Below are 14,232 nucleotides of genomic sequence, written 5' to 3'. Positions count from 1 at the left end.
CTGTGGCTGGGGTCGCTGAAGTCGAACATCGGCCACACCCAGGCCGCCGCGGGTGTCGCCGGCGTGATCAAGATGGTGCTCGCCATGCGGCACGGTGAGCTTCCGCAGACCCTGCACGTCGACGAGCCGTCGACGAAGGTGGACTGGTCGGCGGGCGCGGTCGAGTTGTTGACCGAGCAGCGGGAGTGGCCGGAGAGTGACCGCCCGCGCCGCGCCGGTGTCTCCTCGTTCGGGGTGAGCGGTACGAACGCGCACGTCATCTTGGAGCAGGCCCCTGAGGTGGCCAAGCTTCAGCGGACCGAGGAGCCGGGTGCGGCTCCCGCGGTGGTGCCGTGGGTGGTCTCGGGTCGTGGCGCGCAGGCGCTGCGCGAGCAGGCGGGCCGGCTGCTGTCACACGTCCGGAGCGACAGCCGTCTGTCGCCGGTCGATGTCGGCTGGTCGCTGGTGTCCGCGCGGTCGGAGTTCGAGCACCGGGCCGTCGTGGTCGGCGGGGACCTGGACGCACTGGTGTCCGGAGTCGGCGCCCTGGCGCGGGGTGAGTCGGTGCCGGGCGTCGTGACGGGGCCGGTGGACGGCGTGACACGGACGGCTGACCGTGTGGTGTTCGTCTTCCCGGGTCAGGGTTCGCAGTGGGCCGGAATGGGTGCCCGTCTGCTCGATGCCTCTCCGGTGTTCGCGGAGGTGATGAACGAGTGTGCGGTGGCGCTCGCACCGTATGTGGACTGGTCGTTGCTGGATGTGGTGCGGCAGGCGGATGGTGCTCCCTCGTTGGAGCGGGTGGATGTGGTCCAGCCGGTGTCGTTCGCGGTGATGGTGTCGCTGGCCGCGTTGTGGCGTTCGTATGGTGTTGAGCCGGCTGCGGTGGTGGGGCATTCGCAGGGTGAGATCGCGGCCGCGTATGTGGCGGGTGCGCTGTCCCTGCGGGATGCGGTGCAGGTGGTGGCGCTGCGGTCGCAGGCGATTGCCGGTGGGTTGGCGGGGCTTGGCGGGATGGTGTCGGTGGCGTTGCCGTTGGTGGAGGTGGAGTCTCGGCTTGAGGCGTTCGGCGGCCGGATCGAGGTCGCGGCGGTGAACGGGCCGGCGTCGGTGGTGGTGGCCGGTGAGGTCGAGGCGCTTGATGAGTTGCTGGCCCAGTGCCAGGCTCAGGATGTCCGGGCGCGCAGGGTTCCGGTGGATTACGCGTCGCACACTTCGCACGTGGAGCGCATCGAGGGCGAGCTGGCAGGGCTGCTGGCGGGGATCGAGCCGGCGTCGGCCCAGGTCCCGCTCTACTCCACGGTGCACCGGGACTGGCTCGGAGACACGCTTGTCGACGCGGACTACTGGTACCGCAACCTGCGCCAAACCGTGCACTTCGAGTCGGCCGTCAGGGAGCTCGTGGCCCAGGGCTACGGGGCGTTCGTCGAGGTCAGCTCGCATCCCGTGCTCACCATGAGCATTCAGGAGGCCCTGGAGGGGGAGCACGGTGCGGCCCCGGTGGTCACCGGCACCCTGCGGCGCGACGAGGGTGGTCTCGACCGCTTCCTCACCTCGCTCGCGGAGGCCTACGTCCAGGGTGTGACTGTCGACTGGGGTGCGGCCTTCGCCGGCGCGGGCGCGTCCCGCGTCGATCTGCCCACGTACGCCTTCCAGCGCAAGCGCTACTGGCTGGACGTCACCCCCCTGCCCGCGGGCAGCGGCTCCCAGGGGCGCGCGGAGAGCCTGGACGGGAGCTTCTGGGCGGCAGTCGAGCGCGGCGATGTGGAGTCCCTGGCCACGACGCTCGCGGTCGAAGGCACCGAGGAGCAGTCCTCGCTGAACTCCCTGCTGCCCGCACTCTCCTCCTGGCACCGGCAGCGCCGTACGCAGTCGACGCTCGACGCCTGGCGCTACCGGGTCACCTGGAAGCCGCTGGCCGCCGAGCGGACCTCGGCGGCGCTCGACGGTACGTGGCTGCTGGCCATCCCGGCGGGACACGCGGACACCGACTGGGTGGCCGCCGCGTCCCGGGCGCTCACCGAGCGCGGAGCCAAGGTCGCCCGCGTCACGTGGGACGCGGCCGAAGACGACCGCATCCAGCTGGCCGAGCGGCTGCGCCAGGTTCTCGCGTCCACCACCGCCGACGGCGACGAGGTCGGCGGCGTGCTGTCGCTGCTCGGGTTCGACGAGACCCCGCACCCGGCACACGCGGTCCCCCGCGGCGTGGCAGGCACGCTGCTGCTGGTGCAGGCACTGGGTGACGCGGGGCTCGACGCGCCGCTGTGGCTGGCGACGCGGAACGCGGTGGCCACGCAACGTGGGGACGAGGCAACCATCAGCGCGGCGCAGGCGCAGCTGTGGGGCTTCGGCCGGGTCGTCGGGCTGGAACACCCGGAGCGCTGGGGCGGTTTGATCGACCTTCCGGAGTTGAGCGTTCCGGCTGCCGCGGAGCGACTCGGCGAGGTCCTCGCGGGAGCTCCGACACACTCCGAGGACCAACTCGCGGTACGGGCATCGGGGTTGTTCGTACGCCGCCTGGTGCACGACCCGCGTGGTGATATTCGTCCTGTACGGGACTGGAAGCCGCAGGGTACGGTCTTGATCACAGGTGGCACAGGTGCGCTCGGGGGGCAAGTCGCCCGTTGGCTCGCGCATCGGGGTGCGGAACACCTCGTATTGACCAGCCGCCGCGGCGCACAGACACCGGGCGCCGCTGAGCTGGAGACAGAACTGACGGGGGTCGGTGTGCGTGTGACGGTGGCCGCATGCGACGTCGCGGATCGTGCCGCGGTCGCAGCGCTGCTGGACGGGCTGAGGGCTGAAGGCTCGCCCGTACGGTCGGTGGTGCATGCCGCCGGCGTGGTGCGGTCCGCGCGTATCGACGAGACCGACGTGGCCGCGTTCGCGGACGGCACGGAGGCGAAGGTCGCGGGTGCCATCAACCTGGACGAACTGCTGGCGCGGGACGAGCTCGACGCGTTCGTGCTCTTCTCCTCGAACGCGGGCGTCTGGGGCAGCGGAGGCCAGGGCGCGTACGCCGCGGCCAACGCCCACTTGGACGCGCTCGCACTGCGCCGCCGCGCCCGTGGCCAGGCCGCGACCGCCGTGGCCTGGGGCGCTTGGGCGGGCGGCGGCATGGCCACCGACCGCGAGGCGGAGGAGCAGCTGCGGCGACGCGGTGTGCTCGCCATGGACCCGGAGCTCGCCATCGCGGCGCTCCAGCAGACGCTGGACCACGGCGAGGCCAACTCGGTGGTCGCGGACGTGGACTGGGCGCGCTTCGCACCGGGCTTCACGGCGGCGCGGCGACGGCCGCTGCTCGACGAACTGCCCGAGGTCCAGGACTTCCTGCGGGCCGAGAGCAGCGACGCCGAGCAGGCGGACGGCGAGTCCTCCTCGTCGCTCGCCCAGCGGCTCGCCGAGGTGACGGAGCCCGAGCGCGATCGCATGCTGCTGGACCTGGTGCGCTCCAACGCGGCGGCCGTACTGGGTCATGTGGAGCACGAGTCGGTCGGCGCGAGCCAGGCGTTCAAGGAGCTCGGCTTCGACTCCCTGACCGCCGTCGAACTCCGCAACCGGCTGCAGTCCGCCACCGGCCTGCGACTGCCCGCCGCGCTGGTCTTCGACTACCCGACACCCACGGACCTCTCCGACTACCTGCGCGCACAACTGGTCGGTTCCGAAGCGGCCTCCGGAGAGACCGCGCTGGCGGAACTCGACAAGCTGGAAGCGGCGATATCCGCTTCCGCGACGCTCTCGGAAAAGGAAGAGCTCCGCTCCGAGGTCACCACCCGACTCCAGATCCTGCTGTCGAAGTTGAGCGAGATGCAGGGCGAATCGAACGACGCGCCGGATACGCGAGACCAGCTCGTGTCGGCATCGGACGACGATCTGTTCGAATTCATCAATCAAGAGTTCGGCAAGTCCTGAGCGACTTGTAACAGCGTCCGGCGAATCACCGAAACAGGCAAAGGCTGAAATGGCGAACGAAGAGAAGCTCCGCGAATACCTCAAGTGGGTTACGGCTGACCTGCACGAGACGCGCAAGCGTCTTCAGGAGCGGGAAGCGGGAGAGCGGGAGCCAATCGCTATCGTCGCCATGAGCTGCCGGTACCCGGGTGGTGTGGGAAGTCCGGAGGACCTGTGGAAACTGCTGTCCAGCGGCGGTGACGCGGTCTCCGGATTTCCCGAGGGCCGGGGCTGGAACTTCGACGAGCTGTACGGGTCGGACCCCGACGCGGCGGGCACCAGTTACGCGCGCGAAGGTGGATTCGTCTACGACGCCGACCGGTTCGACCCGGCCTTCTTCGGGATATCGCCGCGCGAGGCCCTGGCCATGGACCCGCAGCAACGGCTGTTGCTCGAAACGACGTGGGAGGTGGTCGAGCGCGCCGGAATCAACCCCACCTCACTCAAGGGCACCAAGGCCGGTGTCTTCGTCGGCGGCACGCCCTCCGGCTACGGCTCCGCACTCGGCACTCTCCCCGAGGACGTCCAGGGCCACATGCTGACCGGCAGCTCCGGCGCCGTACTCTCCGGACGGCTCTCCTACTTCCTGGGCCTCGAAGGCCCGGCGGTGACGGTCGACACGGCGTGCTCGTCCTCTCTGGTCGCACTGCACCAGGCCGTCCAGGCGCTCCGACAGGGCGAGTGCTCGCTCGCCCTCGCCGGTGGCGTCACGGTCATGTCCACCCCGACGGCGTTCGAGGAGTTCAGCCGTCAGCGGGGGCTCGCGGCGGATGGTCGCTGCAAGTCGTTCGCGGACGGCGCGGACGGTACGGGCTGGGGCGAGGGCGCGGGCATGCTGCTCCTCGAGCGGCTGTCCGATGCCCGCAAGAACGGCCACGCGGTGCTCGCGGTCGTGCGGGGCTCCGCCGTGAACCAGGACGGCGCGTCGAATGGGTTGACGGCGCCGAATGGTCCGTCCCAACAGCGGGTGATCCGTCAGGCGCTGGCGAGCGCACGGCTGACGGCCGCCGATGTGGACGCGGTGGAGGCGCACGGCACGGGCACGACACTCGGTGACCCGATCGAGGCCGACGCGCTCCTTGCCACATACGGCAAGGAGCGGCCGGAGGGGCGACCGTTGTGGCTGGGTTCGCTTAAGTCCAACATCGGCCACACCCAGGCGGCTTCCGGCGTCGCCGGTGTGATCAAGATGGTGCTCGCCATGCGGCACGGCGTGCTGCCCCGCACGCTGCACGTGGATGAGCCGACGCGGAAGGTGGACTGGTCGGACGGCACCGTCCGGCTGCTCGCCGAGCAGCAGCCGTGGCCCGAAACGGGTCAGGCGCGCCGGGCGGGTGTGTCGGCGTTCGGTGTGAGCGGTACGAACGCGCACGTCATCCTGGAGCAGGCGCCGGTGGTGGCCGAGGAGCCGGCGGAGGCGTCGGTGGTGCCTGCGGTGGTGCCGTGGGTGGTGTCGGGGCGTGGTGCCCAGGCGTTGCGGGGGCAGGCGGGGCGTTTGGTGTCTCGTGTGGAGCGTGATGGTGGGTTGTCGCCGGTGGATGTGGGCTGGTCTCTGGCGTCGGGGCGTTCTGCTTTCGAGCACCGGGCTGTGGTGGTCGGTGACGGTCGGGATGCTCTGCTGGCGGGGTTGGGTGCGTTGGCGCGGGGTGAGGATGCGCCGGGTGTGGTGAGGGGGCCGGATGAGGGTGTGGGTTCTGGTCGGTTGGCGGTGTTGTTCTCGGGCCAGGGCAGTCAGCGGGTGGGGATGGGCCGTGAGCTGTATGGCCAGTTCCCGGTGTTTGCGGATGTGTTTGACCGGGTGTGTGGGCTGCTGGACCAGGAGCTGGCGGGGCATGTGGAGTGCTCGGTTCGTGAGGTGGTGTTCGGGGATGCTGGTCTGCTGGGTCAGACGGTGTTCACGCAGGCCGGCTTGTTCGCGGTCGAGGTGGCTCTGTTCCGGCTAATCGAATCCTGGGGCGTGACACCGGAGTTCGTTGGTGGACATTCCATCGGTGAGATTGCGGCGGCTCATGTGGCTGGGGTGTTCTCGTTGGAGGACGCGGTGCGGCTGGTGGCGGCTCGTGGCCGGTTGATGCAGGCACTTCCCACCGGCGGGGCGATGATCGCCGTCCAGGCCACCGAAGAGGAGGTCACGCCTCTCCTCGCCGAGTACGGGGACCGGATCGGCATCGCGGCGATCAACGGACCGACCTCCGTGGTCGTCTCCGGCGACGAGGACGCTGCTCTCGCCGTCGCGGAGACGCTGCGCGGTCAGGGCCGTAAGACCAAGCGCCTTGACGTCTCGCACGCGTTCCACTCGCCGCGCATGGCCCCGATGTTGGACGACTTCCGTGCGGTTGCCGAGTCCCTGACCTACGCGGCGCCGCGCATCCCCGTGGTCTCGAACGTGACCGGGAAGCTGGCCACGAACGATGAGCTGGGCTCGGCCGAGTACTGGGTCCGCCATGTCCGTCAGGCTGTGCGCTTCGCGGATGGCGTGACTGCCCTTGCCGAGCAGGGCATCTCGACGTTCCTCGAAATGGGCCCCGATGGCGTGCTGAGCGCCATGGGTGCCGACATCATCGATGAGGGCCTTTTCGTTCCGGTACTGCGGGCAGAGCGACCTGAGACGCAGAGCCTGTTGTCGGGCTTGGCGCAGGTCTGGGTGCAGGGCGTGGCTGTGGATTGGGCCGCGGTGTTCGCCGGTACGGGTGCGTCGCGGGTGGATCTGCCGACGTATGCGTTCCAGCGTGAGCGGTTCTGGTTGGAGGCTCCCGCGTCGGCTGGGGTGTCGGTCGATGAGGTGGAGGCGCGGTTCTGGGAGGCGGTGGAGCGGGAGGATTTGGAGTCGCTTGCTTCGACGCTTGATGTTTCTGGTGATGAGTCGTTGAGTGCGGTGTTGCCGGCGTTGTCGTTGTGGCGGCGGCAGCGGCAGGTGCGGTCTCGGCTGGATGGCTGGCGTTATCGCATCGGCTGGAAGCCCGTGCCGGTTGAGCCGTCGGCGGTGCTGTCGGGGGTATGGCTGTTGGCGGTTCCTGCGGGTGTGGCCGATGACCCGTGGGTGGAGGAGACGGTGCGCGGGCTGGAGGGCCGGGGCGCCGAGATTCGACGTCTGGTCGTGGAGATCGATGGTGATCGTTCGCGTCTGGCGCAGTCCATATCCGAGGCGGCGGCCGGCGCTTCTGTGGGTGGTGTGTTGTCGCTGGTGGCGCTGGACGAGGCGGTGCGTGACGGTGTTCCCGTGGGGTTGGCGGGTTCGTTGGTGTTGGTGCAGGCGTTGGGCGACGTGGGGGTGGAGGCGCCGTTGTGGGTGGTGACGCGTGGTGCGGTTGCGGTGGGTGGGTCTGAGTCGCTGGTGAGTGCGGTGCAGGCGCAGGTGTGGGGGTTTGGCCGGGTGGTGGCTCTGGAGCATCCGGAGCGTTGGGGTGGTCTGGTGGATCTGCCCGAGACGCTCGACGAGCGTGTTGCGGACCGGCTGGCGGGTGTGCTGGCCGGTGCGGGCGTTGGTGGCGAGGATCAGGTTGCGGTCCGCTCGGCGGGTGTCTTTGGTCGTCGTCTGTTGCGGGCTGGTGGCCGCGGTGTCGGCCAGGAGTGGCGGACCAGTGGCACGGCCCTGATCACCGGTGGTACGGGCGCGCTGGGCGGGCATGTCGCCCGCTGGCTGGCCCGTAACGGTGCCGAGCACCTCGTACTGACCAGCCGCCGTGGCCTGGATGCCCCCGGCGCTTGTGACCTGGTCGGTGAGCTGGAGGCCCTGGGGGTGAAGGTCACCGTTGCCGCTTGTGATGTGGCCGACCGGGCCGCGCTCGGGCAGCTGCTGGCCTCGATACCTGCCGCGCATCCATTGACGACCGTGATCCACGCGGCCGGTGTGCTGGACGACGGTGTCATCGAGTCCCTGACCCCCGAGCGCTTCGCGAGCGTGCTGCGTGCAAAGGCGGACGCCGCCCTCAACCTGCACGAACTCACGAAGAACCTCGACCTCTCCGCGTTCGTCGTGTTCTCGTCCTTCACCGGGGTTGTGGGCAATCCCGGCCAGGGCAACTTCGCCGCCGCCAACGCCTTCCTCGACGCGCTCGTGCAGCAGCGTCGGGCGTCCGGTCTGCCGGGCACGTCCGTCGCGTGGGGACCCTGGGCCGAGGCCGGAATCGCCGCCGAGAAGGCGGGCGAGGAGCGTCGGCAGCGTGGTGGGATGGTCGCGCTGGCGCCCTCCGACGCGGTGACGGCCCTCGGTCAGCTGCTGGGCCGCGACGACGGCTGTGCCGTGATCGCTGACGTGGACTGGGAGCGGTTCGCCCCCACCTTCACCACGGTCCGGCCGGCCCCGCTGATCGGCGAGGTCCCGGAGGCCCGCCGCGTACTGGACGCGGCCGGCGCCGCGACCGCGGAGTCCGAGGCCGCCTCCGGCCTGCGGGGGCAACTCACTGGACTCTCCCCCGCAGAACAGGACAAGAAGCTGCTCGACCTGGTCCGGGGCCAGGTCGCGGCGGTGCTCGGCTACCCGAACATGGAGGCCGTGGCGGGGAGCCGGGCCTTCCAGGAACAGGGCTTCGACTCGCTGATCGCGGTCGAACTCCGCAACCGCCTCCAGGCCGCCACCGAGCTGACCCTGCCAGCCACGCTGGTCTTCGACTACCCCACCCCCGCCGCGCTCGCTCAGTACCTTCGTTCGGAGGTCGTGGGCGACGCGGAGGACGAGGCGGCCGACTTCTCGTCCGTGGCGGGGGCCGCCGAGGACGACCCCATCGTCATCGTGGCCATGAGCTGCCGCTTCCCCGGGGGAGTCGACAGCCCGGAAGGGCTCTGGGACCTGGTGGCCTCGGGCACCGACGCGATCTCGGACTTCCCGGCCAACCGCGGCTGGGATCTCGATGGCCTGTACGACCCGGACCTTCAGCGGCCCGGTACCTCGTACGTGCGGGAGGGCGGCTTCCTGCACGACGCCGCCGAGTTCGACCCCGGGTTCTTCGGGATCTCGCCGCGTGAGGCCCTGGTCATGGACCCGCAGCAGCGCCTGCTGCTGGAGACCGTATGGGAGGTCTTCGAACGCGCGGACATCGACCCCACGTCGGTCCGCGGCAGCCGGACGGGCGTCTTCGCCGGGACCAACGGCCAGGACTACACGCTGCTCCTGACCGAGGCCATGGAAGCCGCCGAAGGGTATCTGGCCACGGCGGCCACGGCGAGCGTGATGTCCGGGCGTCTGTCCTACACCTTCGGCCTCGAAGGCCCCGCGGTCACGGTCGACACGGCCTGTTCGTCTTCGTTGGTGGCGCTGCACCTCGCCGTGCAGGCGCTGCGGCAGGGCGAGTGCTCGCTCGCGCTCGCCGGTGGCGTGGTGGTGATGTCGACACCGGCCGCGTTCGTGGAGTTCAGCCGCCAGGGCGCCCTGTCGCCCGACGGCCGCTGCAAGTCCTTCGCGGCGGCAGCCGATGGCGCGGGCTGGGGTGAGGGCGCGTCGATGCTTTTGCTGGAGCGGTTGTCGGATGCCCGCCGTAACGGTCATCCGGTGTTGGCGGTGGTGCGTGGTTCTGCGGTGAACCAGGACGGTGCCTCGAATGGGCTGACGGCGCCGAATGGTCCGGCTCAGCAGCGGGTGATCCGCCAGGCGCTCGCGAACGCGCGGCTGACGGCCGCCGAGGTCGATGCGGTGGAGGCGCACGGGACGGGGACGACACTGGGCGACCCGATCGAGGCGCAGGCACTGCTCGCCACGTACGGTCAGGATCGCCCCGAGGGCCGGCCGCTGCTGCTGGGCTCGCTGAAGTCCAACATCGGCCACACCCAAGCGGCTTCCGGCATCGCCGGCGTGATCAAGATGGTGCTCGCCATGCGGCACGGGGCCCTGCCCCGGACCCTGCACGTGGACCAGCCGTCACCGAAGGTGGACTGGTCGGCGGGCGCGGTCGAGCTGCTGACCGAGCAGCGGGAGTGGCCGGAGAGCGACCGTCCGCGTCGCGCCGGTGTCTCCTCGTTCGGGGTGAGCGGGACGAACGCGCACGTCATCTTGGAGCAGGCCCCTGAGGTGGCCGAGCTTCAGCGGACCGAGGAGCCGGGTGCGGCCCCCGCGGCAGTCCCGTGGGTGGTCTCGGGCCGTGGCGCGCAGGCGCTGCGGCAGCAGGCGGAGCGGCTGCTGGCGCACGTCGAGGCGCGTGGCGAGTTGTCGCCGGTGGATGTGGGGTGGTCGCTGGTATCCGGGCGCGCGGAGTTGGAACACCGTGCGGTGGTGGTCGGTGAGAGCCAGGACACGCTGGTGTCCGGGCTCCGCGCGGTGGCGCAGGGCGCCACGGCCGCGGGCGTGGTCGAGACGCCTGCCTCCGGCCTGGGGCCCGCGGGCGGCAGGCCTGTGTTCGTCTTCCCGGGTCAGGGGTCGCAGTGGGCGGGTATGGCGGTCGAGCTGCTGGACCGCGCGCCGGTGTTCGCCGACCGGTTCGCTGAGTGCGGGCGGGCGCTGGCGGAGTTTGTCGACTGGGATCTTGAGTCGGTGGTGCGGCAGGTGGATGGTGCCCCCTCGTTGGAGCGGGTGGATGTGGTCCAGCCGGTGTCGTTCGCGGTGATGGTGTCGCTGGCCGCGCTGTGGCGTTCGTATGGTGTTGAGCCTGCTGCCGTGGTGGGGCATTCGCAGGGTGAGATCGCGGCCGCGTATGTGGCGGGTGCGCTGTCCCTGCGGGATGCGGTGAAGGTGGTGGCGCTGCGGTCGCAGGCGATTGCCGGTGGGTTGGCGGGGCTTGGCGGGATGGTGTCGGTGGCGTTGCCGTTGGTGGAGGTGGAGTCTCGGCTTGAGGCGTTCGGCGGCCGGGTCGAGGTCGCGGCGTTGAATGGTCCGGCGTCGGTGGTGGTGGCCGGTGATCCGGATGCGTTGGATGAGTTGCTGGCCCAGTGCCAGGCTCAGGGGGTCCGGGCGCGCAAGGTTCCGGTGGATTACGCGTCGCACACTTCGCACGTGGAGCGCATCGAGGGCGAGCTGGCAGGGCTGCTGGCGGGGATCGAGCCGGCGTCGGCTCAGGTACCGCTCTACTCCACGGTGACGGGTGAAGTCATCGACACCGCAGGCATGGATGGCGCGTACTGGTACCGCAACCTGCGGCACACGGTTCGTTTCGAGGAGACCATCGGCACCGTTCTGGAGGCAGGTGACGCGGTCTTCATCGAGGTGTCCGCGCACCCGGTGCTGGTTGTCGGAATGCAGGAGACCGCCGAGGCGCGCGGCGCGGACGGCACAGTGGCGCTCGGCTCGCTGCGGCGTGACGAAGGCGGTCTCGACCGCTTCCTCACCTCACTCGCCGAGGCCTACGTCCAGGGCGTGGCCGTCGATTGGGCACAGGCCTTCGAGGAGGCTCGGCCTTCGCGGGTGGACCTGCCCACCTACGCCTTCCAGCGCAAGCGCTATTGGTTGGACACCGCCGGCGCCACGGCCGGTTCGGCCTCGGGCCTCGGGATCAGCTCCGCGGAGCACCCGTTGCTCAGCGCCGCCGTGGAACTGCCGGACTCCGAAGGCGTCGTGTTCACGGGCTTGTTGTCGCTGCGTACGCACCCCTGGCTCGCCGATCACGCGGTGGGCGGCACCGTGCTGCTGCCCGGCACCGCGTTCGTGGAACTGGCCATCCGCGCGGGCGACGAGGTCGGCTGCGACGTGGTCGAGGAACTGACGCTCCAGGCCCCGCTGATCCTTCCCGAGCGCGGCGGCATCCAGCTGCGGCTCACGGTCGCCGAACCGGACGAGACCGGGCGTCGCACCCTGAGCGTCTACTCGCGGCGCGACGAGGAGGCCGCCGGCGAGCCCTGGACATGCCACGCCACCGGAGTGCTGGCGGTCGGCGCGCCCACCGCCTCGTGGAACCTGGCGGCGTGGCCCCCCGCGGGCGCGACCGCCGTGGCCACCGAGGGGCTGTACGACGCGCTGACTGAGGTCGGGCACGGCTACGGGCCGGTCTTCCAGGGACTGCGCGCGGCCTGGCGGCGTGGTGAGGAGATCTTCGCCGAGGTCGTGCTCCACGAGGACCATCAGTCCGACGCCGCCCGCTTCGGTGTTCACCCGGCCCTGCTCGACTCGGCGCTCCACGCCGTCGGGCTCGGCATCGTCGACTCCCGGACGGCAGGCGGCGACGGAGCGGAAGCGCCCAGGGCGCGGCTGCCGTTCGCCTGGCGCGGGGTGTCCCTGTACGCCGCGGGCGCCGCGCTGCTACGGGTGTCGCTGACGCCCGCCGGCACGGACGCGATGACCGTGGCGGTCGCCGACGGCACCGGCGCCCCGGTGGCCAAGGCCGAGTCCCTCGTGCTGCGCCCGGTCGACCCGCAGCAGCTCGGCGGCGCCCAAGGCGGTCAGCACGAATCGCTCTTCCACATCGAGTGGATCAACCGGCCGGTGTCCGGTGACGCCTTCGCCCCCGGCACCGACCGGTGGGCCCTCGTGGGCGACGACCGCCTCGGCCTGGCGGCCGCGCTGAGCGGCACACGCGTCTTGGCCAAGCCGTACGAGGACCTGGCCTCGCTCGGCGACAGCCTCGCGGAGGGCGAGCCCGGTCCAGCGGTGGTCCTGCTCAGCTGCGCGCCTCGGATCGACGCCACCCCGGGTGCCACGGCTGACGCCGCGCGCGACGCGGTGCACCAGGCCCTCACCCTGGCGCAGGAGTGGCTGGCCGCCGACGAGCGGTTCGCCGAGTCGCGGCTGGTCGTCGTGACACGGGGTGCGGTGTCCACGGGCACGGGCGAGGACGTACAGGATCTCGCGGCGGCCCCGGTGTGGGGTCTGCTGCGCTCGGCGGAGTCGGAGAACCCCGGCCGCTTCGTCCTCCTGGACACCGACGACTCGCAGCCGTCGTGGCAGGCCCTGCCCGCGGCGGTGACGTGGGCGGTAGCCCAGGACGAGTCGCAGGTGGCGCTGCGCGCGGGCGAGGTACGGGTGCCGCGACTGGCGCGGGTCCCGATCCCGGCCCGGACCGACGAGGCGCGCACGGATACCGGAGCCGGCGCGTTCGGCTCAGGCACGGTACTGATCACGGGTGCGACCGGGACGCTGGGCGGCGTGTTCGCCAAGCACCTGGTCGCCGAACACGGCGTGCGCCGACTGCTGCTGGTGAGCAGGAGCGGACCCGCCGCCCAGGGGGCCGACGAGCTGGTGGCACAGCTCGCCGAGCTCGGGGCGGAGGCCACGGTGGCGGCGTGCGACGTGGCCGACCGCGCGGCGCTGGCCGAACTCCTCGCCTCCGTACCGGCGCAGCACCCGCTGACCGGCGTCGTGCACACCGCCGGTGTGCTCCACGACGGAGTGATCTCCTCGCTGACCCCGGAACGCGTCGACCAGGTGCTGCGCCCCAAGATCGACGCGCTGGTTCACCTGCACGAGCTGACGCGCGACCTGGACCTCTCGGCGTTCGTCTTCTTCTCCTCGGCCGCCGCCACCTTCGGCAGCCCCGGGCAGGGAAACTACGCCGCGGCGAACGTGTTCGGCGACGCCCTCGCACACCACCGCAGGGCTCAGGGCCTGCCCGCCGTCTCGCTCGGCTGGGGCTTTTGGGCGCAGAGCAGCGGCATGACCGGCGACCTCACCGACGCCGACATCCAGCGCATGGCGCGCGGCGGCATGACCCCGCTGCGCACCGAGAAGGGCCTGGAACTCTTCGACACGGCCCAGGGCATCGACGAGGCACTGCTGCTGCCCATGCAGCTCGAAGCCGCCGCGCTGCGGCGCCCGGTCACCGCCGACGCCATCCCCGTGATGATGCGCGGTCTGATCCGCGTACCCGCGCGGCGCACGGCGGAAGCGGGATCGGCGGCCGATGACTCCCTGCTCAAGCAGCGGCTCGCGGGCCTCTCCGACGCCGAACGGGAACGCGCACTGCTGGATCTGGTGCGCGCGCAGGCCGCGGCCGTGCTCGGATTCGCCACACACGACGCGGTGGAGCCCGGACGGGGCTTCCTCGAGGTCGGATTCGACTCGCTGACCGCGGTCGAGCTCCGCAACCGCCTGAACGCCGCCACCGGGCTGCGGCTGCCCGCGACCCTGGTATTCGACTACCCGACGCCCACCGCGCTCGCCGGACTGCTGCGCACCGAGATCCGTCTGGACGGAGTCGAGACCGGGACCTCGCTGGTCGAGGAATTCGACCGGCTGGAGTCGGTGCTCTCCGCCGTCGCCGCCGACGACGGCAAGCGAGTCGAAGTCATGGTCCGTATGAAGGCCCTCCTGGCGAAGCTGGGCGACACCGAGGGAACGACGAGCGACCTCGATGAAGACGGCGATTTCGACGAGGCGACAGATGAAGAGCTGTTCAGCGCTCTCGAGAACGAGCTGAGGAAGTCCTGAACCACATGAGCGTGACCGTG

The 14,232-nt window shown here is 70.9% G+C and carries 2 protein-coding genes; both read left to right on the top strand.

The window, feature by feature from the left end; translation table 11 throughout:
* Nucleotides 1–3,888: type I polyketide synthase (locus tag ACZ516_RS29835; protein ID WP_469012620.1), on the top strand; the 3,888-nt coding region annotated here is incomplete at its 5' end.
* Nucleotides 3,812–14,212, top strand: coding sequence for a type I polyketide synthase (locus ACZ516_RS29830; protein ID WP_469012645.1), 10,401 nt, complete (start codon nt 3,812–3,814; stop codon nt 14,210–14,212). The genes ACZ516_RS29835 and ACZ516_RS29830, both read left to right, overlap by 77 nt.
* The last annotated feature ends 20 nt before the right edge of the window (nt 14,213–14,232 follow it).

It is taken from the genome of Streptomyces sp. NPDC034037 (assembly GCF_055575715.1).
The sequence above is the reverse complement of the archived record's forward strand: the minus strand, read 5'-3'. Positions and strand labels throughout refer to the sequence as shown.